Source organism: Halobaculum roseum, assembly GCF_019880245.1.
GTDB classification, from domain to species: Archaea; Halobacteriota; Halobacteria; order Halobacteriales; family Haloferacaceae; genus Halobaculum; species Halobaculum roseum.
In genome coordinates, this window is the sequence record NZ_CP082286.1 from 318,742 (window position 1) to 345,625 (window position 26,884).

Below are 26,884 nucleotides of genomic sequence, written 5' to 3' on the forward strand. Positions count from 1 at the left end.
CCTATATTAATGATTGTTCCCTATACCACCCTGATGTCTAACGACAACACACGGAACGGGGTATCGCGGCGGGACTACCTCGCTGCGGCCGGCGGCGCCGGAGCCACGCTCGGGCTTGCAGGCTGTATGGGCGGCGGCAACGGTGACGGCGGTGGCAACGGTGGAGGCGATGACGGCACCGGCGAGCCGATCGACACGGAGCCGCCCGAGGAGGACGTGACCATCCAGATCGCGGCCGACTCCAACTTCGCGAACGCGGCCGAGGACATCAAGGAGACGCTCCACGAGGACGGCGGGCTCCCGGACAACATCTCCATCGAGTTCCTCGCGGGGTCGTTCACGACGGGCGACCGGCGCTCGCAGTACCAGCAGATCCTCTCGGCCGGCCAGGAGCGGCCGACCGTCCTGATGATGGACAACGGGTGGACGATCCCGTTCATCGCGCGCGGCCAGCTCGCGAACCTGAGCGAGGAGCTGCCCGGTTCCATCGTCGACCAGGTGCAAAGCGACTACCTGTCGAACATGGTCGCCACCGCGCAGGACACCGAGGGCGACCTCTACGGGATCCCGCTGTTCGCCGACTTCCCGACCATCCAGTACCGCAAGGACCTGATGCGGGAGGCCGGCTACACGGACGAGGACTTCGACACGTGGGCGACCGAGCCGATGACGTGGTCGGAGTTCTCGACGGTCGTCACCGACACGCTCGAGGCGACCGACACCCAGGACGGCTTCACCTGGCAGGGATCCGCCTACGAGGGACTCGCGTGCTGTGACTTCATCGAGTTCATGGGCTCGCACGGCGGGTCGTACTTCGGCGAGTTCGAGAACTACTTCGGCCCGGTCGGCGACCGCCCGGTCACCGTCGACGAGGAGAACGTGATCAACGCGGTCCGCATGATGCGGACGTTCATCCACGGACAGGACGACGAGCACTCGCTGGAGGGGTACGACCAGATCTCCCCGCAGGCGGTCGTCCAGTACACCGAGGAGCCGTCGCGTGAACCCTTCACGAACGGTAACGTCGTCGCGCACCGCAACTGGCCGTACTCGATCAACATCAACGGCGCCGAGGACGTCTTCGGCGAGGACCTGGGCGTGATGCCGATCCCGTACGCGGTGTCCGAGGAGGACTCCCCGTACAGCTCCATCGGCGGGACCACCTCGGCGCTGGGCGGGTGGCACCTCACCCTCAACCCGAACGCGAACGAGGACCGCAAGCGCGCCGCGCTCCAGCTGTTCCGGGCGCTCCAGGAGGACGAGGTTCGCCTCCGCATGTTCGAGATCGGCGGGTGGACGCCGCCCATCTCGGACCTCATCAACACCGAGCGCACCCGGGAGCTCGAACTCATCGGCCGTTACGTGGACACGCTGCAGGTCGCCGGCGAGGCCGCCCTGCCGCGTCCGGTCACGACCGTCTGGCCCCAGGAGTCGAGCCAGATCGCCAGCGAGGTGAACGACAGCCTGCGCCAGGAGAAGAGCCCGGAGCAGGCGATGACCGACCTGAAGGAGTCGCTGGAGTCGATCGAGAGCCAGGCGTAAGCCGGCCGGCTCCCGCACCACACTTAAGACCATCATTTCCAATTGTTACCAAGACGCATGAGCACAGATCAACAGACGGGCGACCTCCCCGGCGGGACACGGAGCGGGCCGTACGCGAGCGCCGTCCGGTGGATGGAGAACCTGTCGGAGACACAGTACGCGTACCTGTTGTTGACCCCGGCGCTCCTGCTGTTGGGCGTCGTCGCGTTCTGGCCGCTGTTGTCGACGTTCCGCCTGTCGCTGTTCGCCGACAGCTTCGGGCAGGCGAGCGTCGGGAACTTCGTGGGCCTCGGGAACTACGTGGCCATCCTCACCGGCGAACGGACCGCACTGTTGCCGTCGCCGTTCCTGCCGCAGGCGCTGACGGTCAACGCGATGTTCAACAGTGCGATCGCGGTCACGCTGGTGTTCACGATCATCAGCGTCTCGATCGAGACGGTCATCGGCTTCGCGCAGGCGCTGATCCTCGACAAGGACTTCCGGGGACGCCGGTGGGTCCGGGTCGCGATCATCCTCCCGTGGGCGATCCCGATCGTCGTCCAGGGGATGATCTTCTACCTGATGTTCCAGCCGAACATCGGCTTCCTCGTCGGAACGCCGGAGGCGCCGGCGCTGTTGAACTCGCTGGGGCTGTTATCGTACACGCCACTGGCGAACGCGCAGGACGCGACGATGATCGTCATCGTGGCCGACGTGTGGAAGACGACGGCGTTCATGGCGCTGCTCATCCTCGCGGGGATGCAGTCGATCGACCGGAGCCTGTTCGACGTGGCGAAGGTCGCGGGCGCCTCGCCGTGGCAGCGCTTCAAGTACATCACCCTGCCCATCATCCTCCCGACGGTGATGGTCGCGATGCTGTTCCGGACGATCCAGGCGATGCGGATCTACGGGCTCATCGAGACGGTCGCGGGGTGTACGACGGTGCCGTCGCTGTCGTGTCTGGTGGTGACGACGTTCAGCAACCGGATGCTCGGTTCCTCGGCGACGGTCGCGTTCATCACGGCGGCGGTCATCGGGGTCGTCGTCTCGGTGTACATCGTCGGGTACGCGCGGGGTGATGTGGCATGACGAACGAACCACGAACGGACGGCGGCGTTCAGGGGGAACCGGAGCTCAAGCGCGGCCCGCTCCAGCGGTGGGTCGCGAAGTCGATCAAGGACCCGGAGCGCGCCTACCGGGCGATGTTCTACGTCGCGACGATCTTCTTCCTCGCGACGACGCTGTTCCCGTTCTACTTCCTGCTCGTGCTGGCGGTGACGCCGGACAACGCGCCGCTGAGTCTCGCGCTCTTCGACACGCCGACGAACCTCGGCGTGTTCCTCGACGTGTTCGAGCGGATCGACTTCCTGCGGTACATGTTCAACAGCCTCGTGCTCGCGCTGTCGACCACGGTCATCGTGTTGGTCCTGGCGAGCCTCGCGGGGTACGTGTTCGGTCGCCTGGAGTTCCCCGGGAAGGCACCGCTCATGCTGCTGGTGCTCGCGATCAGCTACTTCCCGCCGGCGGCGTTCTTCGTTCCGCTGTACCGGCTGTTCACGGGGAACGTCATCAGCGGACTGAGCCTCTACAACACGCCGGGATCGATGATCCTGCCGTTCAGCTCGCTGTTCATGCCGCTGTCGATCTTCATCCTCACGACCTTCTACGGGCAGATCCCGGACGGACTTGAGGACGCCGCGCGCGTCGAGGGAACCACCCGGCTGGGAGCGCTGTTCCGGGTGATCATCCCGCTGTCGGCGCCGGGCGTCGCCACCGCGGGGGTGTTGACGTTCATCTCCGTGTATAACGAGTTCTTCTTCAGTCAGCTCATGAACAACGGGCAGCCGGACAACTGGGCGCCCATCGTGGGCGGCCTGCTCCAGCTGCAGCGGGCGGGACAGTTCGAGGTCACCTACGGCGTGATGGCCGCGGGCAGCATCATCGCGGTGGTGCCGGTCGCCATCCTCGTCGTGGTCGCACAGGAGCGCATCGTCAGCGGACTGACGGCGGGCGCACTCAAGGAGTAATCAACAATGGCACGAGTACACTTACAGGACGTGACGAAGCGCTACGGGGACGTAACGGCCGTCGAGGGCATGAACCTCGACATCGAGGACGGCGAGTTCGTCACGCTCGTCGGCCCCTCGGGGTGTGGGAAGTCCACCACCATGGAGATGGTCGCCGGGCTGACGACGCCCACCGGCGGGACGGTCACCATCGGCGACCGCGACGTGACGACGCTCCCGCCGAAGGACCGGGGCATCTCGATGGTGTTCCAGAACATCGCGCTGTTCCCGCACATGGACGTGTACGACAACATCTCCTTCGGGTTGCGGCTGCGCAACTACGACAAGGAGGAGATCGACCGCCGCGTCGAGAACGCGGCGAGCGTCGTCCAGATGGAGGGGATGCTCGACCGCATGCCCGACGAGATGTCCGGCGGGCAGCGCCAGCGCGTCGCCATCGCGCGCGCCATCGTCCGCGAGCCCGACGTGTTCCTCATGGACGAGCCGCTGGCGAACCTGGACGCGAAGCTGCGCGTTCACATGCGTACCGAGCTCCAGCGGCTCCACAAGGAACTGGACACGACGATCATCTACGTCACCCACGACCAGGCGGAGGCGATGACGATGTCCGACCGCATCGCGGTGCTCAACGAGGGCGAGCTCCAGCAGTTCGACCCGCCGCTGGTGTGCTACAACCAGCCCGCGAACGAGTTCGTCGCCGGCTTCATCGGGTCGCCGTCGATGAACTTCACGGAGGGGGAGTTCACGAACGCCGGGTTCTCCTCGGAGTATTACGACGTGAGCTTCGACGTCGGAGCGGTCGGCGGGAGCCCGGGAGGCCCCGTGACGCTCGGGGTCCGGCCGGAGGACGTCCACCCCGTCGAGGTCGGCGACGACGCCGCCGACCCGACGGAGCCGATCGACGCCACCGTCGACGTGCTGGAGCCGATGGGCGACGAGATCTTCGTGTACCTCATGCTCGCCGAGGACCACGAGGGCGGAATGGGCGGCGCGGCGACCGGCGACGACAGCCTGCTCATGAGCGTCTCGCCCGACAGCGACATCACGGAGGGCGACGCCGTCGACGTGGTCCTCGACCGCGAGAAGATCCACCTGTTCGACGACGGGACGGGCGAGGCGATCACCCACGGCGTCTCGGGGGCCGCAACGGCCGCCGCCGACGCCGACCCGCAGGGGGAGGAGGCCGAGTAGGGATGGTCGACGCCCTGTACCTCGCGGCGGTGACGCTGCTGTTCGTCCCGTGGGTGTACGGGCTGTACGCGCTGGCGCGCGACGGGAAGAACCGCCTTCTCCCGCTCGTACGCCGGTACCTTCGCGGGCGTCGCCGCCTCAAGGAGGAGGCCGAAGCGGAGGCCGAGCGCGAGGAACAGGAACGACAACTATACTGACCCCCCTCTCCTCCGTCCGAACATGATGTGTTACTCGAACGCGAGTAGTATCCCCGGGGTGCGACGATGACGCTCGTCGACGGCTTCGACCCGTCCGGGATCCGCGTCGGCATCGTCGGGCTCGGCGGCATCGGCCACCACCACGCCGAGCGCCTGGAGTCGCTCGGGGCGGATCTCGTCGGCGGCATGGACGTCGACGCCGGCGCCCGCGAGCGCTTCGTTCACGAGTTCGACGCGCACGCGTTCGAGGACGCCAGCGAGCTGTACGATCTGGTCGACGCCGTCCTGATCACGACGCCGAACCGGTTCCACGAGGAGTACGCCGTCTCCGCGCTGGAGTGGGGGCTCGACGTGCTCCTCGAGAAGCCGCTGGCGCACACGCTGGAGTCGGCCGAGCGGATCGCCGCGGCCGCCCGCGATGCCGACGGGATCTGCATGGTCGGGTTCAACAATCGCTTCGCGGCGCCCGTCGAGGTGCTGAAACACTACCAGGCCGAGGGGCGCTTCGGCGACGTGAACCACGTCGAGGCGAACTACGTGCGGCGCCGGGGCGTCCCCGGTCGCGGTTCGTGGTTCACGAGCAAGGAGGTCTCCGGCGGCGGGAGCCTCATCGACATCGGCGTCCACGCGATCGACCTGGCGCTGTACTTCCTGGATTTCCCGGAGGTCGTCGAGGTCTCCGGGATCGCGCGCTCGGAGTTCGGCGGCCGCGACGACTACACCTACATCGACATGTGGGGCGACGACTCCGGCCCCGAGGACTTCGACGTGGACGACTCCGTCTCGGCGTTCATCCGCACCGCCGACGGCGCGACCGTCTCGCTGGAGGCCGCGTGGGCGACGAACCGGCCGGAGAACAACGACTTCTTCGTCCGCGGGACGGAGGCGGGCGCACACTTCGACCGCGGGAGCGGCGACCTCACGGTGTTCGAGAACGGGATCGGCGGCGGCCACCACCTCACCGACACGGACGTCGACACCCGCGAGGTCGACACCCACCGCGCCGAGCAGGCGGCGTTCCTCGAGGCGGTCGAGGCCGGCGAGGCGCCCACCCGGAACACCGTCGATCAGGCGCTGACGGTGCAGCGCGTCATCGACGGCATCTACCGTTCGACCGACGAGGGTCGGGCGGTCCGACTGGACGAGTAGGCGACCGCGCCGCCGACGGTCGTCCGGTCTCCGACGGCCGTTCGGTCCCCGACGGCCGTCCGGTTTTTGGTCTCCCCTCGGCAACCCGGAGGCGATGGTTACCACAGCGATGAGCACGCCGGAGGTCCTGATCAGACTCGTCGCGGGTATCGGCCTGATCCTCGCGAACGGGTTCTTCGTCGCGATCGAGTTCGCGCTGACGCGCGCGCGCCAGTTCACGGAGGAGGAGTTCGTCGGCGACACGCCGGCGCTCGAACGCGCCTGGGAGATGACCCAGAGCCTCGAGATCTACCTGACGACCTGTCAGGTCGGGATCACCGCATCGAGCATCGCCGTCGGGATCGTGGCCGAGCCGGCGCTGGCGGCGCTGTTCGCGCCGCTGTTCGAGAACACCGCGCTCGCCGGGGTGGGAACCGGGGCGCTGATCGCGTTCCTGATCATCAACCTCCTGCACCTCACCCACGGCGAGCAGACGCCGACGTACCTCGGCGTCGAGCGCTCGCGGATGGTTTCCCGGTACGGCGCGACGCCCCTGTACTACTTCCACAAGCTGATCTCGCCGATCATCACCTTCGGCGACTGGGTCGCGAAGGCGACGCTGAAGCTGTTCGGGATCGAGATGACCGGCGCGTGGCTGGAGACCGAGGAGGACGTCATCGAGTCGCGCGCGGACCTCCACAGGGAGCTGTCCTCGACGCTGGAGGAGGGCGACCTCCCGGAGGAGCGCCGCGAGGAGATCGTCAACGCCCTCCGGGTCGGCGATCGAACGGTCTCGGATATCATGGTCCCGCCGGAGGATATCGTGTCGCTGTCGACGGGGAACACCACCGCGGAGAACCTCGCGACGATGCGCGATCACCCCCACACGCGGTTTCCGCTTCTGGGCGACGACGGCGAGGAGTTCCTCGGCATCGTGTACGTCCCGGCGTTCATCCGGGACGTCGACGTGCTCGACGACCCCGACCTCGATCTGCGTGAGATGGCGGCGCCGCCGATGACGCTGTCGCCGGACGCGACCGTCTCGGACGCCATCGATCGCTTCCAGGTCGAGGGGCAGGAGCTCGCGCTCGTCGTCTCCGACGGGGAGATCCGGGGGCTGCTCACGGCCACGGACGCCTTCGAGGAGGTCATGGGCGAACTGGAGGACCCGATGGACCGGCGGGCGGACAAGCGGGCGTCCGCCGGCGAGGCATAGCCCGACCGAGTTGGATTCAGCCCGGCCGAGTGGAATTTCACGTCCGCCTGGTCGACCGAGGACCGGGGGTCGGCCGTCGCCGGGATCGCGTCGACACACAGATTTATTCGGACTGTTGTACAAACTGCGGCCATGGACATCGGCGTACTGACCGTACCACTCGGTGGCGAGTCGCGATCGGACGCGTTCGAGTATCTCGCGGGCATCGGCGTCGAAACCGTCGAGCTCGGCGTCGGCGGCTACCCCGGGCAGGACCACACCGACCGCGAGGCGCTGTTGGCCGACGAGGACGCGCGGGAGGCGCTGCGGGCGGACCTTGACGAGTACGGCCTCCGCGTGAGCGCGTTCGCGACGCACAACAACCCCCTCCATCCCGACGAGGGGACGGCCGCCGAGGCCGACCGGGAGCTCCGCGAGGCGGTCGAACTCGCCGACGAGTTCGGCGTCGACACCGTGACCTGCTTCTCGGGGCTGCCCGCCGGCGGTCCGAACGACGAGGTTCCCAACTGGGTCACGGCCCCGTGGCCGACCGACCACGCGGAGGCCGAGGCGTATCAGTGGGAGGTCGCCGAGGACTACTGGTCGGACCTCGCCGCGCACGCCGACCACCACGGCGTCGACCTGGCGATCGAGATGCACCCCAACATGCTCGTGTACGAGCCCCACGGCATGCTGAAGCTCCGGGAGCTGACCAACGAGCGCGTCGGCGCCAACTTCGACCCCTCACACCTCTACTGGCAGGGGATCGACGTGACGGAGGCGATCCGCCTGCTCGGGGAGCACGACGCGATCCACCACGTCCACGCGAAGGACACGCGGGTGTACGAGTCGCAGTCGCGCGAGAAGGGCGTGCTCGACACGACCGACTACGCCGACACCGAGAACCGGTCGTGGCTGTTCCGCTCAGTCGGCTACGGCCACGGCGAGGAACACTGGAAGGACGTGGTCAGCACGCTCCGGATGGTCGGCTACGACGGCGCGCTCTCCATCGAACACGAGGACGCGCTCACCTCCTCCCGGGAGGGCATGGAGAAGGCCGTCGACCTGCTGCAGCGCGCGCGCTTCGAGACCACGCCCGGCGAGGCCTACTGGGCGGAGTAATCACGCGGACCCCGCGAGACACAGACATGACCGACGAACCCATCGACATCGGCGTCCTGGGGTATCGCTTCATGGGCAAGGCGCACGCGAACGCGCTCGACCGCCTGCCCATGTTCTTCGAGGACGCGCCCGAGACGAACCGCCACACGGTGATCGGCCGCGACGAGGAGGCGCTAGCCGAGGCCGCAGAGACACTCGGCTTCGACCACACCGCGACCGACTGGCGCGACGTGATCGACGAGGTGGACGCCTTCTACAACCTCGGGCCGAACCACCTCCACGTCGAGCCGTCGATCGCCGCGCTGGAGGCGGGCACGCCCGTCCTCTGTGAGAAGCCGCTGGCGCCGACGCTTTCGGGCGCCGAGGAGATGCGCGACGCCGCCGCCGACGCGGACGTGCCCGCGGCCTGCGCGTTCAACTACCGGTTCGTCCCCGCGATCCGCTACGCGAAGCGACTCATCGACGCCGGCGAACTCGGCGAGATCCGGCAGGTCCGCGGCCGGTACCTCCAAGACTGGCTGTCGGACCCCGAGGCGCCGTGGAGCTGGCGCAACGACGAGGAGATGGCCGGCTCGGGCGCGCTCGGCGATCTGGGCGCGCACACGATCGACCTCGCGCGCTTCCTCGTCGGCGACCGCGTCGGCGAGGCCGCGAGCGTTTCCGGGTACCTGCAGACGTTCACCGACGAGCGCCCGGTCGAGGGCGAGGACGGCGAGACGCGACCCGTCACGGTCGACGACGCTTACTCCGCGCAGGTGGAGTACGACTCCGGCGCGATGGCGACGTTCGAGGCCTCCCGGGTAACGGAGGGCCACAAGAACGACCACACGATCGCCGTCCACGGGAGCGAGGGGAGCCTCGAATTCTCGCTGGAGCGGCTGAACGAGCTGGAGGTGATGACCGGCGACGCGCGCGGGTACGAGACCGTGCTCGTCACCGACGAGGACGACCCGTACATCGACCACTGGTGGCCCCCGGGCCACGTCATCGGCTGGGAACACACGTTCGTCCACGAGAACTACGAGTTCCTGAAGAGCGTGGCGCGAGGCGAGGACTTCTCCCCGAGCTTCGAGGACGCCTACGAGGTCCAGCGCGTGCTCGACGCCGTCGAGCGCTCCGACGCCGAGGGCGTCCGCGTCGCTCTCGATTGATCTCGCGAGCGACATCCGAGCAGCCGGTCCTCGCCGACCGTGGGAACGTTTTTGCCCGAATCCGCGAAAGCGTGAGCCATGACTACAACCGACGCGGCCGCGACGACGGTCCGGGTCGCGTTCGACGCCCCCGAGGGGCGTGCGGCCCTGGAGGCGGCCCGGCGGGCCGCCGACGCCGCGAGCGACCCCGACGGACCACCGATCGAGACGCTGGCCGTCGGCTCCCCCGGGACGGTCCACCTGCCGCTCGTCGCCGTGACCCGGGGCGGCCGGACCGTCGTTCATCGGTCGGTCGACCCGAACGAGGCCGCGAGCCTGGTGAGCCTGCTCGCCGACGGCGGCGACGACCTCCCCGTCGACGGCGCGGCCGCCGTCGTCGACCACGAGCCTGCCCCCGAGGACTTCCCCGTCGGCGACGGCCCGCTGTCGGCGGGCACGCGGCGGACGCTCCGCGGGGCGGGGTGGACCGACCCGACCGGGTTCGAGTCGCCGGCGGTCCTCGGCGCCGACGCGCTCGCGACGGTCTCGGACCTCGGCGTTCGCGGTCGCGGCTGGGGCGACGCCCGACAGGACGAGCCGGTCGCCGAGGGCTGGCGGGAGGCCCGCGACGCCGACGGCGACCCGGTCGTCGTGATCAACGGCCTCGACGCGGACCCGAAGGCCGACGGCGACAGACTTCTCCTCGGGAGCCTCACCGGCCGGGTCGTCGCCGGCGCGGTTGTCGCCGCCAGCGCGGTCGACGCCGGGGAGGTGGTCGCCGTCGTCCCCGAGGACGACCCGATCGTCGCCGACCGCGTGCGGAGCGTCGCCGACCGCGTCGCCGACGAGACGGATCTGACGGTGGAACTCGTGAGCGTCGACGCCGACTACATGACCGCCGAGCACACCGCGGTCCTGGAGTCGCTGGAGGGGAACGACCGGATCGAAGCCAGACGACGCCCGCCCGGACCGGAGGCGTGGGGACTGTTCGAGCGTCCGACGCTGGTGCATACGCCGCGGACGCTCGCGGCCGTCGAGCGGGCGATCGCCGACCCCGACGCCCTCGACGCCGACGCCGCCGATCCCGGAACCAGGCTCGTGACCGTCGTCGGTCCCGAACGGCGCACGGTCGAGCTTCCCACAGATTCGAGCCTTTCGCGCGCGCTCGCCGCTGGCGAGTTCGGCGACCGGGCGACCGGAGAGTCCGAGGGAACCGGCGGGTCCGGAGCGTTCGCCTGCGTCGGCGGGCAGTTCGGGGGGTTGACCCGCGACCTCGACACCCCGGCGTCGGCGCCCGCGCTGCGCGGGGCCGGGTTGGGGACCAACGGCTCGATCGAGCCGTTCGCGGCGGGCACCGACGGCGGCTGTCCGGTCGTCGTCGCGGGACGGCGGATGCGGGTCGCCCGCGAGGACAACTGCGGCCGGTGTGTCCCGTGTCGCACGGGCAGCGTCCGCGCCCACGAGCTGCTGCGGGATGTGTACGCCGGCGAGTTCGCGGAGTCGCGGTTGCGGGAACTGGCGCGGACAATGGAGCGCACCTCGCTGTGCGGCTTCGGGACCGACGCGGCCCGGCCGCTCGCGACCGCGCTCGACGAGTTCGCGGCGGACCTGCGCGCGCACGCCGACGGTCGCTGTCCCGCGGGGGTGTGTGACCCGTGAGCGCCGACGAGCAGGACGGGAGCGACCCGCTCCCCCGGGTCCCGGACGCGACGCGGGTGTCCGACCCCCGTACGTCGACGCCGATAACCGAGACCTTCGCGCCCGGGACGGCGTCGGATCCGCCGGTCGGGATCGGCGAGAGCGACGGCGAGGGATGCGGCTGCGGGTCGTGCGGCTGTGGCGACGGTGTGAACGTACCCAACCGCGACGGGTCCATCGGCGACGAGGGCGAGCCCGTGACCGTCGTCGTCGACGGCACCGAAGTGTCGGTGCCTCCGGGCGCGACGCTGCTGGAGGCGATGGAGCGCGTCGACCACGAGGGGACCGTCCCGGCGCTGTGCGCGTACGACCGCGACGGCGACGACTGCTCGGACGACATCGGGCCGCGCTCGACGTGCCGGACCTGCACCGTCGAGGCCGACGGCGAGTTGGTACCGGCGTGCTCGCATCCGGCCGAGGCGGGGACCGAGATCCGCACCGACGACCCCGACGCGCGCGAGAGCCGCGAGGTGAACCTCGACCTCGTCCTCTCGGATCACAACCTCCGGTGTACGACCTGCAACCAGAACGGCCGCTGTGAGCTGCAGGACGCCGCGATCGAGACGGGCGTCGAGGAGCCCCGGTTCGGCGTCTTCGACGAGCGCGCCGAGTACGAGCCGCTGGACGACACCTCGCCGTTCATCCAGATCGACCGCAACAAGTGCATCACCTGCGCGCGCTGCGTCGACGCCTGCAACGACGTGCAGGTGTCGGGCGTCCTCCGGATCGAGGGGACCGGCGAGGACACCGAGATCGGCTTCCAGTCGGACGCCGGGACGATGGCCGACTCGGCGTGCGTCTCCTGCGGCCACTGCGCGACGGTGTGCCCGACGGGCTCGCTGACGGAGCAGGGGCTCGCCGGGCTGGCGACGCTGCCGATCCCCGGCTTCAATCACGCCAACAGCGTCGGGACGTCGCTGACGGCCGAGGCCGAGAAGGCCGCCCGGGCGACGAGCGAGACCGGCGGCCGTCGCGGAGCCGGCGGCGGACCCGGGGACGCGAACGGTGCGACCGAGGATGCCGCCGACAGCGGCGACGCGGGCGCGACCGCAACCGTCGGACGCGACGACGCTCGCGGCCCCTCGCCGACCCGCGAGCGCGCCGAGTCGGACGGGCTCGCCTCGGCGCTACGGTGGGCGAAGCGAACGGCGAGCGACGCCGGCCGGTCGGCGATGCTCGCCGGCGAGCACGCCGCCGAGTCGCTGGCTGCGCGGACGATGAAGGAGGGGTGGCTCTTCGACGCCGCGAGCCGGGTCGCCGACCACCGCCTGAAGGACGTGGAGTTCACCGAGACCACCTGCGGCTTCTGTGCGGTCGGCTGTCGCTTCCAGCTGGTCTCGAAGGACGACGAGGTGCTCGGGGCGGTCCCGACCGACGACCCCGCGGACGCCCCGGTGAACGACTTCTCGACGTGCGTGAAGGGGAAGTTCGGCTACGAGTTCGCGAACTCGGACGAGCGCCTGACGACGCCGCTGGTGCGCGGTGACGACGGGGAGCTGCACGAGGCGACGTGGGAGGAGGCGCTCTCCCGGGTCGCCGAGGGGTTCGAGTCGATCCGCGAGCGCTCGGGGCCGGACGCGCTGGCGGCGTTCGCCTCCTCGAAGTGCACGAACGAGGAGGACTACCTGATGCAGAAGTTCGCGCGCGCTGTCCTCGGGACGAAGAACGTCGACAACTGCGCGCGCCTGTGTCACTCCTCGACGGTCGCGGCGCTGAAGCAGACGCTCGGCTACGGCGCGATGTCGAACCGCATCAACGAGGATATCGGCGATGCCGACGCCTACCTGATCACGGGGTCGAACACGACCGAGAGCCACCCCGTGCTCGCGACGCGGATCAAGCGCAACGTCGACGCCGGCGCGGACCTGGTCGTCTTCGATCCGCGGAAGGTCGAGATCGCGGAACACGCGAGCCAGTACGTGCGCACCGATCCGGGGTACGACGTGGCCTGGATCAACGGGTTGATCCGATACATCGTCGCCAACGACCTCCACGACGCCGAGTTCGTCGAGGATCGGACGCGCAACTTCGAGGCCCTCCGCGAGAAGGTGGAGCCGTTCACGCCCGAGGAGGTGGAGCGGCTCGCGGGCGTCGCCCCCGAGGACCTGAAGCGGGCCGCGGAGACCGTCGCCGGGGCCGACTCGGTCGTCTTCGGGTGGGCGATGGGGATGACCCAGCACAGCCACGGCACCCAGAACGTCCTCGCGCTGGCGGACCTCGCGCTCGTCACCGGCAACCTCGGCGAGCCCGGTGCCGGCGTCTCGCCGTTCCGCGGCCACAACAACGTCCAAGGCGGCGGCGGCGACATGGGAACCCTCCCGAATCTCCTGCCCGGCTACCGCGACCCCGGCGACCCGGACGTGCTCGACGAGTTCGAGGACGCGTGGGGCGTCCGCCCGCCAGCTGAGGAGGGGTTGACGGTGCCGGAAGTGTTCGACGAGGCGCTCGCGGGCAACGTGGAGGGGCTGTACGTGATGGGCGAGAACCCCGCGCTGTCGGAGCCCGATCTCGCCCACGCGGAGGAAGCGTTGCAGGCGCTGGACTTCCTCGTCGTGCAGGACGTGTTCCCGACCGAGACGGCCGCGTACGCCGACGTGGTGCTCCCGGCGGCGACGTTCTCCGAGAAGGAGGGCACGTTCACGAACACCGAACGGCGCGTCCAGTTGGTCGGTCAGGCGACGGACCCTCCGGGCGACGCGCGCCAGGACTGGGCGATCATCCAAGCGCTGGCGAACCGGATCGACCACGCGGGCGACGCGTGGACGTACGACGGCCCGGCCGACGTGATGGACGAGATCGCGGATGTGGCGCCGATCTACGGCGGGATCACCCACGACCGCCTCGACGAGGAGGGCGGGCTCCAGTGGCCCTGCGAGGACGAGTCGGACCCGGGGACGCCGTACCTGTACGAGGAGGAGTTCAACTTCCCCGACGGGAGGGCACGGTTCGTGCCGGCCGACACGGGCGAGCCGGGGGATCTCCCGAGCGAGGAGTTCCCGCTCACGATGACGACGGGGCGCGTGCTGTACCACTGGCACACGGGGACGCTGACGCGGAAGGTGGAGGGGCTGCTCGATCACGTCGGCGAAGCGTTCGTCGAGGTGAACCCCCAGACGGCCGAGCGCCTCGGGATCGCCGACGGCGAACGCGTCCGCGTCGAGTCCCCCCGCGGTTCCATCGAGGTGCGCGCCGAGATCGGCGACCGCCCCGGCGACGGCGTCGTGTTCGTCCCGATGCACTTCGCCGACGGCGCCGTCAACCGGCTCACCGGCGACCACGTCGATCCGACGAGCGGTATCCCCGAGTACAAGGTATCGAGCGTCCGGATCCGACGCCTCGGCGACGAGCGGGACCCCGAGTCGTCCCGCCCGCCGGCCGACACCGATTCGGACGGCGTCGCGGGCGACGACTGACGCCGCCGTAAGGGCTATTCGCGAGACCCGCCAGGTCGGACCGTGAACCCTCTCCAGGGCGGCGCTCCCGAGCCGAACGCGCTCGCGCTAACAGTTATCGCCGGCGGCCACCTCCTCGCGTGTCTCGTCGCCGCGGCGGTCGCCGACGGCGCCGCCGGCCGACGGCTTCGGCCGGCCCGCGCCATCGCGGGGGCCGTGGCGCTCGCTATCGTGATCCCGATAGCGGCGGCGGGCGCGCTCCGGTTCGACCTCTTCGATCCGGTCAGCGCGCTCGCCGGACGTGGCGGGTTCGGACCGTCCATCGCCGCGGCGGGCGCGCTCGGAGTCGCCGCGGTCGTCGTCGCCTCCGCGGCCGCCGACGCGGAGTTGACCGATCCGCGGTACCCGAGCGCCGTCGCGGCGGTTCGGGCCCGGCTGTCCGGCGACGACTTCACCGGTATCGTCGTCGGGACGGTGGCGTTGCTGTCGGGCGAGTTCGCGACGCTGACGGTCGTGAACTGGCTGTGAGCGGGCGGACGATCCGGCGGTCGGTGTGGTGTGACGCGCCGATCAGCGATCGATCACGCCCTCGTCGGTGATGACCTCGCTGACGAGGTGCATGGGCGTCGCGTCGTACGCGGGGTTCTCCAGGGTGATGTCGTCCGCGGGTTCGAGCATCACCTCGCTGGGCGGGCGGAACTCGTTCTCGAAGCGGAACCCGCCGTCGATGACCTTTGTTCCCGAGCCGACAACGACGACCGGTACGCCGACCTCCGCGGCCGCGGCGGCGATCGGGAACGTCCCGATCCGGTTGTAGAGGGTGTCCTCGACGATGCAGTCCATGCCGACGACGACCCGGTCGGGCTCGACCTCGCGCAGGAGGTGGCCCGCGGCGGCGTCGACCGAGAGGTGGGCGTCGATCCGGTCCATCGCCGCGAGCGTCCGCGCCGTCTTGCGGCCCAGGAACCGCGGCCGCGCCTCGGTGACGTACGCCGTCAGGTGTGTGCCGCCCGCGGCCGCCGACTCGATCGCCTCCAACACCGTCGAGGAGTAATCGTGCGTGAGGAACGTCTCGCCGTCCTCGAAGGTGTCCGCGGCGTTGGCTGCGGCCTCGCGTTTCCCCGTCTCGATCCGCTCGACCTCCCGTTCGACCGCCGCTTCGAGGAGGTCCTTCCCGCCCTCCACGTTCTCGGCGTTGCCGAGCACGTCGTCGGTAACCGCGCGCATCGTCCGGTGAAGGCTCGCGTGCGAGGGGTTCGCGCGCCGCAGCGCCCCCGCGTTGTGGTCGAGGTCGCGCTCGAACTCGTCGAGCGTGGCGTACTCGCGGCCGAGCAGCTCCCGCAGCGCACGGGCGGCCTTCACCGCGACGACCGACGAGGAGTGCGTCTGCATCTCGCGGATCTCGGCGACCGTCTCGTCTATCATGCGTCCGTGGTCGTCGCTTCGGCGGTTAGGTGTTCCGGGAATTCGTGAGATCGGTCGTGGGCGGTGGTGGTCGCGTGTCGGGTATCGTGGGTGAGAGGAGTACGGTGGTGACGACCCAGAACGACATCTTGGTGACGACCGCGAAAGCCCCCGACAGTCTCGTGGCCTGCGACTCGCTGCGCGCTTCGCACTCGGTCGCTCCGCTCCCTCGTGCTTCGGTGCTTGCCTCGTCTCGGCTCACGAGACTGTCGGCCCCTTTCAGTCCCACCCACCACGACCGCACCGCCGCCTCACTTACGTCGGAGCAAGCTCCGACGAACTCACACTCGCTTCGCTCACGGCTCACTTCGTTCGCCGTTCGCAATCGCGGTCTCATTCCATTCGACCGCGCACCGCTCGCGTGAGCCTCCCCAACCGACTCGCCTCGCTGGCTCACGGGTCGCTTCACTCGACCGCGCACCGCTCGGCTCGCCCCTCGCGCGCGTCCGGCCGACACGCAGGTCGGCCGGCGCGCGCCAACCGCGGTTCGTGCACACCGAGCAAACAGGGTCGGTGCTCGGCCCGTCCGAGCCAGGGTGGGACTGAAAGGGGCCGAGCGTCCGCGGTCGTCGTGGTCCGCTTCGCGGTCGGGGTGTCGGTGGAATCGACGGATCCGGCTCTGTTGAAACCCTTAAGAACTGTCAGGATTGGCGTGTGAGATACAGCGGATTCATTCTGCAGTAATGTTTATTGTAACGACGTTCCGATTCGGAGAGATATGCATGAGAATAGCTCACAAGCACTAATCGTCCGACGATCGAGATGTGACCTCCCACCGACCAGGTGAAGTAAGCGACATGCCATCGGAGACTGACACCACCGCGCCCATTCGACGCTACGCATTCTACGTCGCCGTCGCCGTCACCATCGCCTTGGTGGGCGTCTCACTTGGCCAGTTTTTACCCAATGCCATCTCTGGGTGGACCGGCTCCCTCGGCGATCGCTCGATTTTTGGTCTGGTCCTCATGGCCGGTTCTTGGACTGCCTTGTTCGGTATGGCGGTCCAGTTCTACCGCCCCACCGAGCGGGTGAACGCCATCCTGTTGCTGCCCGTTGTCACGGTTCTTTCCGGGGTCATCGGATTTGCGACCGGCACCATATTCGCTGTTGAAACCCTCCTCATAGCTGCCATCACCCTCGTACCGCTGGTGCTGCATCCGGCAGGACGGTCGGTGCTTCGATTCGATCGCGTGGGGTCGCCGAACCGGCTGCTGGTCGGCCTGTACGCCATTGGTGCCATCTTCATGATCGTCTACTCCGGCCAAGAGTTCGTCAAGCAGTTCACGCTCACCGGCGAAGACGTCCTCAGAGGGCACTACAGTGACCTCGCCATATGGGCGTTCTCTATTGCAGTGTGGGGCGGGCTGGCAGTCTTCCGACGGCGTGACTGGCGATTCGCCGCCTGGATGTCGGGGTTCGTCGCCCTCTACCTCGGGGTGAGTTCGGCGGCCTTCCCTGATGCAACATCGAGCCTCGGGCTGGCCGGCGGCGTCTCGGTCGCAGCATGGGCCGTCGCCTTCGTCGCCATGACCGAGCGTGTCCGGGGTCGGTAACTCGATACGTCCGGTACCATCGAGCAATCGCACGTTCGCTGAATTAGCGCTCTATATTCGGCACGTTCCCCAAAACACACCAATATTTGAGTATTTCAACAGAGCCACGGATTCGGAACCGACAGGTCCGAATCAGACGGGTTCCGATCGGACAGCCGACCCCCACGAGTCGAACGCGGACGGCAACACTGATACCACACACGCCACTACCCACCCTCCGTCAGATGAACCGCCGCACCCGCGAGTATCTGAGGGGCCGCTTCGGCGACTACTACCGGAGCGCGTCCGTCTCCCCGCCGCCGCAGGCCAACGAGCGCGAGTGGGGACACATCCCGTTCACCGCGGGCGACGGCACCACGATGGTTCGCCACCAGTCGCTGTTGGACATCGGCGAGGTGGGCGAGTTCCTCGCTCGCGAGACGCCGCGCCACGCCTACTTCTCGGCCGCCCGGTACGACGACCCGGCGAACAAGCGGATGAGCGACAAGGGGTGGCGCTCGGCCGATCTCGTGTTCGACCTCGACGCCGACCACCTCCCCGGCGTCGACCCGGAGGAGACGAGCTACGGGGAGATGCTCGCCGCCTGCAAGGAGGAACTGCTCGCGCTGCTGGACATCCTCGGGGACGACTTCGGCTTCGCGGACGACGACATGCAAGTGGTCTTCTCGGGCGGCCGCGGCTACCACGTCCACGTCCGCCACGACGCCGTCGCCGACCTCGACTCGACGGCACGCCGGGAGGTCGTCGATTACATCCGCGCGGTCGACCTCAACTACGACGGGCTCATCGAGCGTCGGCCCAACGAGCGCGGGACGACCCTCCAGAAGCAGCTCCGCCGCGAGGGCGGGTGGGGGCGGCGCGTCCACGAGAAACTCGTCGCCTACGCCGAGGGCCTGCGTGCGATGGATGAGGCCGACGCGCTCGCGGAGCTCCAGGAACTCGACGGCGTCGGCGAGAAGACCGCCCGAACCATCTACGGCGTGCTCGAACGCAACCCCGAGGGAGTGAAATCGGGCAACGTCGAGCTCGGGCCCGGTGCCTCGACGCTCGTGCGGGCGATCGCCGAGCGCGTGACCGCCGAACAGACCGCCCCCATCGACGAGCCGGTGACGACCGACATCCGCCGGCTCATTCGGCTGCCCGGCTCCATCCACGGCGGCAGCGGCCTGCTCGTGTGCCCGCTGGAGCGCGACGCGATCGACGGGTTCGACCCGCTGATAGACGCCGTCCCCGGGCGCTTCCGCGGCCGCGACATCCTCGTCGACGTGCACGAGCCGGGGCCCGTGGACGTGGGCGACGATAGAGATAAGGTGGAGGAGGGAATCGTATCGGTTCAAGAGTATCTCGGCGTGTTCCTCATGGCGAGAGGACGCGCGGAGAAGGCACGCGAGTAGCGGATTCGAGTGAGTAGCACACGATGGACTTAGACGAACTACGCTCGGTACAGTCGAAGGAGCGCACCAAGGACAGCCTCCAGCACCTGCGCGATTCCTTCTACGAGGACGTCGCCGCGTACCTCGCCGAGCGCAAGCGCCAGCGCGACGAGCGCGCCGCGGGCGTCGACAACCCCTTCTCCGACGAGCACGTCCGCAAGCTCTCCGACGAGATCGAGACGGCCGAGGAGGTCGTGGAGTCGCTGTACGAGCGCCGCGTCGGCAAGGTGGTGAAGCTCTCGTCGTTCGCCGCCGCCGGCGCGCCGACCGACACCGAGGGCATGACCGTCCAGGAGGCGGAGCTGTTCGAGGACCTGGTCGTCCGCATCGAGCAGAACAAGGGTCGCGTCCTCGACGTGCTGGAGAACGGCGCCGACGTTGACATCGACGCCGAGGCGGCCGCCTCAGAGGTCGCGGGGTCGGAAGCACCCGACGCGGAACCGACGGCGTCCGCGACCGTCGAGAACGCCCCCGCAGACGAGGCTCCCGGCGCCGCCGCCGGCGATGCGGGCGGCGTCCTCGCGGACGCGATGGGTGCCGACGACGGAGCGGTCACGGACGAGACCGCCGAGCAGTCCGTCGAGGGGACCGAGAATGACCACCCGACTGACGCCTCGGCGTCGACGGACGCCGAATCGCCCGCCGACGCCGGCACACCGGCGGAACACGCCCCTCCGTCGGACGCTCCGACACGCGACCCCGACGACCCTCCCGAGGAGTTCGTTCCGGGGTCGGAACCGGACCGTGCGGCCGACGGCTCCGCCGGGGGCGACGGGGCGGTCGCCTCGAACGGCGACGCCGACCGCCGCACGGTCCGGATCACCAGCGATGTGGGGCAGATCCTCGGCGTCGACGAGCGCGAGTACGAGCTCGCGAGCGACGACGTGGTGACGCTGCCGGCGGCCAACGCCGACCCGCTCGTCGAGCGGGACGCCGCCGAACCGATCGAGTGAGCGCGGCGGGGAACCACCGCCGGCACCGACACGCCTTTTCGAGCCGCCCTCGCATCGCCACACATGCTCGACACCGGCACCGATGCGCCAGCGTTCTCGCTTCCCGACCACGTCGGCCGCGAGGTCTCGCTCTCGGAGTTCGAGGGGCGACGCCTCGTCCTCTACTTTTACCCTCGGGCGGACACGCCCGGCTGCACGACCGAGGCGTGCGGCTTCCGTGACGCGTACGACGAGTTCCAGGGGCGCGACACGGCGATCCTCGGCGTGAGCGACGACCCGGTCGACGACCTCACCGACTTCGCCCGCGAGTACGACCTTCCGTTCCCGCTGCTGTCCGACGAGGACGGCTCCGTCGCCGACGCGTACGACTCCTACGGCGAGAAGAACGTCTTCGGCAACGTCGTAGAGGGCGTGTTCCGCAACACGTACCTCATCGGCCCCGACGGGACGATCGAACGGACCTACGAGGGGGTCTCCCCGGAGGAGCACGCCGAGGAACTGCTCGCGGACATCGACGAGCTGCGCGAGGCCGAGTCCTGACGGCGCGGGCGGGGCGTCCGCCCGGCCTGTCGCGCCCGGTCACCACGGATGCCCGCGTAACTCACGGCGGATCGCCTCGCGTTTCACGAGCGCGAAGCCGGCGACGACCACGACGAAGCCGGCGACGGTCAGCGGCGTCACCGGCTCCGAGAGGATGACCGCGCCGGCGACGGTCGCGACGACGGGGACGACGTAGCTCACGAGGTTGATCTCGAAGGGCCCCAGCAGGTCCAGCAGGCCGAAGTAGATGCCGAAGCCGATCGCCGAGGCGAACAGCCCTAGGAACGCCAGCGAGAACACCACGGCCGGCGACAGCGCCGTCGGGAGCGGCTGGGGCTCGCCGGCGGCGACGCTCATGCCGTGGAGCAACACGGCGCCGATCGCCATCCCCCACGCGGTCCGGGGGAGCGCCTCGGAGTCGGGCTCCAGCCAGCGGGTGGCGACGCTCCCGAAGGAGACGGCGACGGCGGCGACGAACACCAGCGCGACGCCGATCGTCGTGTCGCCGGCCAGATCCGCGGGGGACGGCTGGGCGACCAGCCCGACCCCCGCGATCCCCAGCAGCACCCCGACGTAGCCGCGGACGTCGAGGCTCCCCTCGCCGAGCAGCCACACGGTGAAGAACGTCGTCAGTATCGGGTTGAGGCTGTAGACGATGGAGGCGATCCCGCCGGTCGTGTACTGCTGGCCGTACGCGAGGAAGGCGATGTTGGCGACGACGAACAGCAGGGCCGCGACGGCGACCGCGCCGAGGTCCGCCCGCGAGCGCGGGATGGGTTCGTCGGCGCGCCAGAACACGTACGCGAGCGCGACGACCGCGCCCACGTCGAAGCGGTACGCGCCGAGCAACAGCGGGCGCAGTTCCGTCAGTGCGACCTCTATCGCCGGGAAGCTCCCGCCCCAACAGACCCCGAGGGCGAGAAACAGGGCCGCGTTCCGGGAGGTGCTCACGGGGAACTCACGGCTGGAGTAGCGGTCGGGACCGACTTCGGCGTTTCCGTTCCGGACGGGACGACCGGATCGCGACGGGCGGTCGCGACGGATCCGTCACCGTGCGGCCGCCTCAGTAGCCCCGGGTGATGAGGTAGTCCGCCAGGTCCGCGAGCAGGTCGCGGGCCGGTCCCTCGGGGAGCACCGTCAGGCGCTCCTTCGAGCGCGCGGTGAGGTCCTCGGCCATCTCGCGGGCGTAGTCGATGGAGCCGGCCTCCTCGAGCGTCGAGACGGCCGCGTCGATCTCCGCCTCGCTCACCTCGGCCGGCGTCTCCGCGCTCACGAGCGCGTCCACGTCGACGCCCTGCTGGCGCGCGTGGAGCGTGATGAGCGTCTCCTTGTCCTCGACGAGGTCCGAGCCGCGCTGTTTGCCCAGCTTCTCGGAGGGGACCGTGAGATCGAGCACGTCGTCCTGGATCTGGAACGCGCGCCCGGAGTCGACGCCGTACTGGTACAGGGCCTCCACCGTCTCCTCGTCGGCGCCCATGAGGACCGCGGGGATGGCCGCCGACGCGCCGTACAGCACGGCTGTCTTCAGCTCGACCATCTCCAGGTACTCCTCGGGCGTCACGTCGTCGCGGGTCTCGAACTCCACGTCGAGCGACTGCCCCTCGCAGATCCGGGTACACGCGGACGCGAGCCGATTGACCGCCTCGACCGTGTTCGCCGGGGCGGCGCCGGTGTCCGAGAGCAGCTCGAACGCCTTCGCGTACAGCGTGTCGCCGGCGAGGATCGCCGTCTCGATGTCGTACGCGCGGTGGACCGCCGGCTCGCCGCGCCGGAGGTCGTCCTCGTCCATGATGTCGTCGTGGATGAGGGTGAACGACTGGATCACCTCGACGCTGACAGCCGTGCGCATGAGGTCGAACGGCTCGCCGTCGAGCGCCGGGAACGACCGATAGTCGGTCGTCGGGTCGGCGTCGACGCCCGCGAGCGCCTCGCCCACGAGGAGCGCGGCTGTCGGCCGAAGGCGCTTGCCGCCCGCCTCGAGGATGTACCGACTGGCCTCGTACAGCCGCTCCGGCTCGGCCATCGGGAGGTCCTCGTCGATGGCGGCGTTGACGCGGTCGCGGCGCTGTTTCACCGCCGCGAGCACCCGTTCGGCCGTCGCGTCCTGTGTCATCGTTACTCGGTCAGCTGGATCATGTTCCCGTTCTGCGTGACGTGGAGGTCACGGCCCAGCTTGTAGCCCTTCTTGCCGGCGAGGTCGACGTACGGCGAGAAGCCCTTCATGTCCTGGTGGGCGGGGATGACGTGCTGGGGTTCGAGCGCGTCGAGCATCTGGTAGTGCCCCTCCTCGCGGAGGTGGCCCGACACGTGGATGTCGTCGTAGATCCGCGCGCCCTGCATCTTCAGGAGGCGCTCGGACTGGTACCGCTGCCCCTCGTTCGTCGGCTCCGGGATGACCCGTGCCGAGAAGACGACCTTGTCGCCGTCGTCCAGTTCGTACGGGGTCTCGCCGCGGCCCATGCGGGTGAGCATCGCGCGCGGCTCGCCCTGGTGACCCGTGACGATGGGGAGGTACTTCTCCTTGCCCTCCTGCATGATCCGCTTGAACGTGCGGTCGACGGACTTCCGGTGGCCGTACATCCCGAGGTCGTCCGGGAAGTCGACGAAGTCCAGGCGCTCTGCCGTGCCGGAGTACTTCTCCATCGAGCGTCCCAGGAGCACCGGCTCGCGCCCGATGTCCTGTGCGAACTCGACGAGCGAGGAGACGCGCGAGACGTGCGAGGAGAACGTGGTGGCGACGATGCCGCCGTCGTAGTCCTCGATGCTCATCAGCGTGTCCTTGAGGTGGTTCCGTGCGTGCGACTCGGAGGGGGTGCGGCCCTTGCGGCCGGCGTTCGTACAGTCCTCGATGTAACAGAGGACGCCGTTGCCCTCGCGACCGATCTCGCGGAAGCGCTCCATGTCGATGGGGTCCTCGAGGACCGGCGAGTGGTCCATGCGCTTGTCGAGCCCGTAGACGACCGCGCCCTCGGGGGTGTGAAGGACCGGGTTGACCGCGTCGATGATGGAGTGAGTCACGTGGACGAACTCCATCTCGACGTTTCCGGAGTCGCCGATGGACATCGTCTCGCCGGCCTCCATCTTGACGAGGTCGTTGTCGACGTTGAACTTGTTCTCGCCCTTCACCTGCTGTTTGACCAGCTCGATGGTGAACGGCGCGGCGACGACCGGTGCGTCGTACCGGTGGGCCAGCTTCGAGATGGCGCCGATGTGGTCGAGGTGGCCGTGCGTCGGCACGATCGCCTGCACGTCGCCCTCCATGTCGCTCATGATCCGGTCGTCCGGGATGGCCCCCATGTCGATGAGGTCCAGGCTGTGCATCTTCTCTGTCTCGACGTTGTCGTGGATCAGGACCTGACTCAGGTTGAGGCCCATGTCGAACACGACGATGTCGTCCCCTGCGCGAACTGCCGTCATCTGGCGGCCGACTTCCTCGTAGCCGCCGATTGTTGCGATTTCGACTTCCATTGTGTTTCGTTGTCTGCGTTGCGAGCGTGAATCCCGCGCGTCGCGCGCGGCCGATGCTCGTACGGAAAGCCCCGGTACGGGTCGCTGTGGACCCCGGCGTCTTACAGCGCGTCGGTCCGCAATCCCGCAATACGGGGTCGATCCCCGTACTTACCCGCGGGCTATGGTGGATGTACCGTATCGGTCATCTGTTAAAACTGCTCGGGTTCGAGCGTCGCGACCCCGGACGGCTCCGTCGCTCATCGAACCCTCGAAACGAACGGACCCCCGGGGCGGGACTGTCCCGCCTCGTCACCGTCCGGTACGCTTAAACCCGAATCCGCCGACGACCCGAACATGACTGGCCGCCCGCTCGACGTGCTCGAGGAGGCCCTTGACACCCCGGTAACGGTCCACCTCAAAGACGAAACGGCTCACTTCGGCGTTCTCGCCGGCTACGATCAGCACATGAACGTCGTGCTCGATCCCACCGAACTGGAGGGCTCGGCGGACGACGAAGTCGAAGACACAACGATTATCCGTGGCGACAACGTCGTTTCCATCAACGTATGACCGGAGCCGGAACGCCGTCTCAGGGGAAGAAGAACAAGACGACGCACGTCAAGTGTCGACGCTGCGGCGAGAAGTCCTACCACGTGAAGAAGAAGAAGTGCTCCTCGTGCGGCTTCGGGAAGTCCGCCAAGCGCCGCGACTACGAGTGGCAGTCGAAGGCCGGCGACAACTGAGCGCCGTTTCTCTCTTCTCGTCTCGACCGAGCCGACCAGCGGCAGCGTCGTCACCTTCCTGGCCGGTCCTCGCCGATAGTTGACGGTTCCGTGATGGATCCTCACCGGCAACTGACGACTCCGAGCGTACAGCCCTTCGCGACCGATCGGAACCGGAGGACACGAGAACGGTCGGCCGGCGGAACCGAATCGATCCACATTCCTGCACACCAATTCGAATTCTCTCGGTGACCTACGCACGATAACGAGGGTTTTTGTGGAATCGGCGTCCAGTAGCGACTATGTCACACGGCGACTCCGGTGACGACGGGGCGGCACCGGTCACATCGCTCACCGAGCCGCTCGGCGACGGTTCGCGCGATCCGACCCCCGTCGACGGACCCACCGAGAAGTGCGGCGTCGTCGGGGTCTCGCTGGCCGACCGAGACGCCGCCCGGCCGCTGTACTACTCGCTGTACGCGCTCCAGCACCGGGGGCAGGACTCCGCCGGGATCGCCACCCACGACGGATTTCAGCAGCACAGCCACGTCGAGATGGGGCTCGTCGGCGACGCCTTCTCGCAGTCGGACCTCGACAGCCTCGCGGGGTCGGCGGGGATCGGCCACGTCCGCTACCCGACCGCCGGCGGGGTCAACGCCTGCTGTGCCCAGCCGTTCTCGGTGTCGTTCAAGTCCGGCGCGCTCGGGCTCGCGCACAACGGGAACCTCGTCAACGCCGACGAGATACGCGACGAACTCGCCGAATCGGGCCACGCGTTCACCTCGCAGGGGGACACGGAGGTCATCGCCCACGACCTCGCGCGCAACCTCCTGGAGTCGGACCTGATCCGGGCGGTCAAGCGGACGATGAGCCGGATTCACGGCTCGTACTCGCTCACCGTGATGCACGACGACACCGTCATCGGGGTTCGCGATCCGCGGGGGAACCGTCCGCTGTGCATCGGCGAACTCGAGGACGGCTACGTCATCGCCAGCGAATCGGCGGCGATCGACACGCTGGACGGTGAGCTCGTTCGCGACGTGAAGCCAGGCGAGCTGGTCGTGCTCGACGGCGACGGGAGCGGCTTCGACTCCTACCAACTGTTCGAGGAGGAGAACTCCGCCCACTGCTTCTTCGAGCACGTCTACTTCGCGCGCCCCGACTCGGTCATCGACGACACGCTCGTGTACGAGGCCCGACGCGACCTCGGTCGGGCGCTGTGGGACGAGGCCGGCGTGGACTCGGACGTGGTGATGCCCGTGCCCGACTCCGGGCGCGCGTTCGCCTCGGGGTACGCCGACGCGGCCGCCGAGGACGGCGCAGACGTGGAGTTCGCCGAGGGGCTGATGAAGAACCGCTACGTCGGCCGGACGTTCATCATGCCGACGCAGGACGAGCGCGAGCGGGCGGTGCGACTCAAGCTGAACCCGATCCGGTCGACCGTCGAGGGGAAGACGGTCACGCTCATCGACGACTCGATCGTTCGCGGGACGACCTCGACGCAGCTCGTGCAGCTGCTCCGGGACGCCGGCGCGGAGGCGGTCCACGTCCGGATCGGGGCGCCCGCGATCGTCGCGCCGTGTTACATGGGCATCGACATGGCGACGCGCGAGGAGCTCATCGCCGCGGACCGCTCGGTCGAGGAGGTCCGGGAGGATATCGGCGCCGACTCGCTGTCGTACCTGTCGGTCGACGCCGTCGCCGGCGCGCTGTCGTCGACGACGGCGGACCTGTGTCTCGGCTGTGTCACCGGCGAGTATCCGTACGACATCGACGGCGAGGCGACCGACCGTGACGTGAGCCGGCCGACGGTTGGTGAACCCTCCCCCGCGGACGACTAACGCGAGGGCGAGCGAACGGAGTGAGCGAGCCCTCGGAAGAACGGCGGTGAGGTCTTCGTGCCGAGCCGCCCATCGAACAGCGAGCGAACGGAGTGAGCGAGCCCTCGGAAGGACGGCGATGAAGTCTTCGTGCCGAGCCTCCCCTGCCGAAGGCGCTCGCTGCGCGATCGATCGCGTGTGAGACCGCGATAGCGAACAGGCGACACCCGCACCGCCCGCGGACCGCCGTGTCGTACCCCCGCTGTCGGTCCGCGGCGACGATCACCGCATCGACGGCACTGGCCCCGTCATCGTATTTCAAGCCTCGCGAGGCACCCATCGCGAGCG

The 26,884-nt window shown here is 68.9% G+C and carries 23 protein-coding genes; 19 read left to right on the forward strand and 4 right to left on the reverse strand.

The genetic code is table 11. The features are described 5' to 3' along the window. The first annotated feature begins 33 nt into the window (after positions 1 to 33). From K6T36_RS01690 to K6T36_RS01745, 12 genes are all read left to right on the forward strand, one after another. Positions 34 to 1,542, forward strand: coding sequence for an extracellular solute-binding protein (locus tag K6T36_RS01690; RefSeq protein WP_222922319.1), 1,509 nt, complete (start codon positions 34 to 36; stop codon positions 1,540 to 1,542). Positions 1,543 to 1,599: 57 nt separating this feature from the next. Further along, entirely contained in the window at positions 1,600 to 2,610 is a 1,011-nt protein-coding gene (locus K6T36_RS01695) for a carbohydrate ABC transporter permease (protein ID WP_390182294.1), read from the forward strand. Next, positions 2,607 to 3,548, forward strand: coding sequence for a carbohydrate ABC transporter permease (locus tag K6T36_RS01700; protein WP_222922320.1), 942 nt, complete (start codon positions 2,607 to 2,609; stop codon positions 3,546 to 3,548). The genes K6T36_RS01695 and K6T36_RS01700 overlap by 4 nt, the downstream gene beginning before the upstream one ends. A gap of 6 nt (positions 3,549 to 3,554) precedes the next feature. Next, positions 3,555 to 4,739 carry an ABC transporter ATP-binding protein gene (locus K6T36_RS01705; RefSeq protein ID WP_222922321.1) on the forward strand — a complete coding sequence of 395 codons (1,185 nt, stop codon included), beginning with the start codon at positions 3,555 to 3,557 and terminating at the stop codon, positions 4,737 to 4,739. Between the two features lie 2 nt (positions 4,740 to 4,741). Then, positions 4,742 to 4,936 (forward strand): DUF8005 family protein, encoded by a 195-nt coding sequence (locus K6T36_RS01710; RefSeq protein WP_222922322.1) that lies wholly within the window; start codon positions 4,742 to 4,744, stop codon positions 4,934 to 4,936. A 66-nt stretch (positions 4,937 to 5,002) separates the two neighbouring features. Beyond that, entirely contained in the window at positions 5,003 to 6,085 is a 1,083-nt protein-coding gene (locus K6T36_RS01715) for a Gfo/Idh/MocA family protein (RefSeq protein WP_222922323.1), read from the forward strand. A 109-nt stretch (positions 6,086 to 6,194) separates the two neighbouring features. Next, positions 6,195 to 7,280 carry a CNNM domain-containing protein gene (locus K6T36_RS01720; RefSeq protein ID WP_222923326.1) on the forward strand — a complete coding sequence of 362 codons (1,086 nt, stop codon included), beginning with the start codon at positions 6,195 to 6,197 and terminating at the stop codon, positions 7,278 to 7,280. 132 nt (positions 7,281 to 7,412) lie between these two features. Then, positions 7,413 to 8,381, forward strand: coding sequence for a sugar phosphate isomerase/epimerase family protein (locus K6T36_RS01725; RefSeq protein ID WP_222922324.1), 969 nt, complete (start codon positions 7,413 to 7,415; stop codon positions 8,379 to 8,381). Positions 8,382 to 8,407: 26 nt separating this feature from the next. Beyond that, complete coding sequence (locus K6T36_RS01730; protein ID WP_222922325.1) at positions 8,408 to 9,532, forward strand: Gfo/Idh/MocA family protein; 1,125 nt, start codon at positions 8,408 to 8,410, stop codon at positions 9,530 to 9,532. A gap of 78 nt (positions 9,533 to 9,610) precedes the next feature. Continuing rightward, positions 9,611 to 11,170, forward strand: coding sequence for an NADH-ubiquinone oxidoreductase-F iron-sulfur binding region domain-containing protein (locus tag K6T36_RS01735; RefSeq protein WP_222922326.1), 1,560 nt, complete (start codon positions 9,611 to 9,613; stop codon positions 11,168 to 11,170). Then, the gene (fdhF, locus tag K6T36_RS01740) at positions 11,167 to 14,622 is read left to right on the forward strand and encodes a formate dehydrogenase subunit alpha (RefSeq protein WP_225935158.1); all 3,456 of its coding nucleotides are present in this window, start codon (positions 11,167 to 11,169) and stop codon (positions 14,620 to 14,622) included. The genes K6T36_RS01735 and fdhF overlap by 4 nt, the downstream gene beginning before the upstream one ends. A 42-nt stretch (positions 14,623 to 14,664) precedes the next feature. Further along, a complete protein-coding gene (locus K6T36_RS01745; protein ID WP_222922327.1) occupies positions 14,665 to 15,129 on the forward strand; it encodes a hypothetical protein in 465 nt (154 codons plus the stop codon). A 42-nt stretch (positions 15,130 to 15,171) separates the two neighbouring features. Here the strand turns inward: K6T36_RS01745 and K6T36_RS01750 are convergent, their stop codons facing one another. Continuing rightward, positions 15,172 to 16,026: an eIF2B alpha/beta/delta subunit family protein gene (locus K6T36_RS01750; protein ID WP_222922328.1), complete on the reverse strand. Its 855-nt coding sequence runs from the start codon at positions 16,024 to 16,026 to the stop codon at positions 15,172 to 15,174. Positions 16,027 to 16,862: 836 nt separating this feature from the next. On the opposite strand from K6T36_RS01750, the gene K6T36_RS01755 reads away from it, so the two are divergent. The 4 genes from K6T36_RS01755 to bcp all read left to right on the forward strand — a co-directional run bounded on the left by K6T36_RS01755 (position 16,863) and on the right by bcp (position 20,544). Further along, positions 16,863 to 17,618, forward strand: coding sequence for a hypothetical protein (locus K6T36_RS01755; RefSeq protein ID WP_222922329.1), 756 nt, complete (start codon positions 16,863 to 16,865; stop codon positions 17,616 to 17,618). Between the two features lie 224 nt (positions 17,619 to 17,842). Next, positions 17,843 to 19,012, forward strand: coding sequence for a DNA primase small subunit PriS (gene priS, locus K6T36_RS01760; protein ID WP_222922330.1), 1,170 nt, complete (start codon positions 17,843 to 17,845; stop codon positions 19,010 to 19,012). A gap of 23 nt (positions 19,013 to 19,035) precedes the next feature. Next, on the forward strand, positions 19,036 to 20,004 hold the full coding sequence (locus K6T36_RS01765; protein WP_222922331.1) for a DNA replication complex subunit Gins51: 969 nt from the start codon (positions 19,036 to 19,038) through the stop codon (positions 20,002 to 20,004). Between the two features lie 63 nt (positions 20,005 to 20,067). Then, positions 20,068 to 20,544 (forward strand): thioredoxin-dependent thiol peroxidase, encoded by a 477-nt coding sequence (gene bcp / locus K6T36_RS01770; RefSeq protein ID WP_222922332.1) that lies wholly within the window; start codon positions 20,068 to 20,070, stop codon positions 20,542 to 20,544. 39 nt (positions 20,545 to 20,583) lie between these two features. Here bcp and K6T36_RS01775 read toward each other — a convergent pair whose 3' ends face one another. From K6T36_RS01775 to K6T36_RS01785, 3 genes are all read right to left on the reverse strand, one after another. Continuing rightward, positions 20,584 to 21,495, reverse strand: a complete 912-nt coding sequence (locus tag K6T36_RS01775) for a DMT family transporter (RefSeq protein WP_222922333.1) — start codon at positions 21,493 to 21,495, stop codon at positions 20,584 to 20,586. A gap of 112 nt (positions 21,496 to 21,607) precedes the next feature. Continuing rightward, on the reverse strand, positions 21,608 to 22,657 hold the full coding sequence (gene idsA3, locus K6T36_RS01780; RefSeq protein WP_222922334.1) for a geranylfarnesyl diphosphate synthase: 1,050 nt from the start codon (positions 22,655 to 22,657) through the stop codon (positions 21,608 to 21,610). A gap of 2 nt (positions 22,658 to 22,659) precedes the next feature. Beyond that, entirely contained in the window at positions 22,660 to 24,012 is a 1,353-nt protein-coding gene (locus K6T36_RS01785; protein WP_222922335.1) for a ribonuclease J, read from the reverse strand. A 336-nt stretch (positions 24,013 to 24,348) separates the two neighbouring features. Here K6T36_RS01785 and K6T36_RS01790 point away from each other — a divergent pair, with 336 nt between their 5' ends. The 3 genes from K6T36_RS01790 to purF all read left to right on the forward strand — a co-directional run bounded on the left by K6T36_RS01790 (position 24,349) and on the right by purF (position 26,557). After that, a complete protein-coding gene (locus tag K6T36_RS01790; RefSeq protein ID WP_222607767.1) occupies positions 24,349 to 24,564 on the forward strand; it encodes an LSM domain-containing protein in 216 nt (71 codons plus the stop codon). Beyond that, positions 24,561 to 24,737 (forward strand): 50S ribosomal protein L37e, encoded by a 177-nt coding sequence (locus tag K6T36_RS01795; RefSeq protein ID WP_159669710.1) that lies wholly within the window; start codon positions 24,561 to 24,563, stop codon positions 24,735 to 24,737. The genes K6T36_RS01790 and K6T36_RS01795 overlap by 4 nt, the downstream gene beginning before the upstream one ends. 281 nt (positions 24,738 to 25,018) lie before the next feature. Beyond that, entirely contained in the window at positions 25,019 to 26,557 is a 1,539-nt protein-coding gene (gene purF, locus K6T36_RS01800; protein WP_222922336.1) for an amidophosphoribosyltransferase, read from the forward strand. Positions 26,558 to 26,884: the final 327 nt, after the last annotated feature.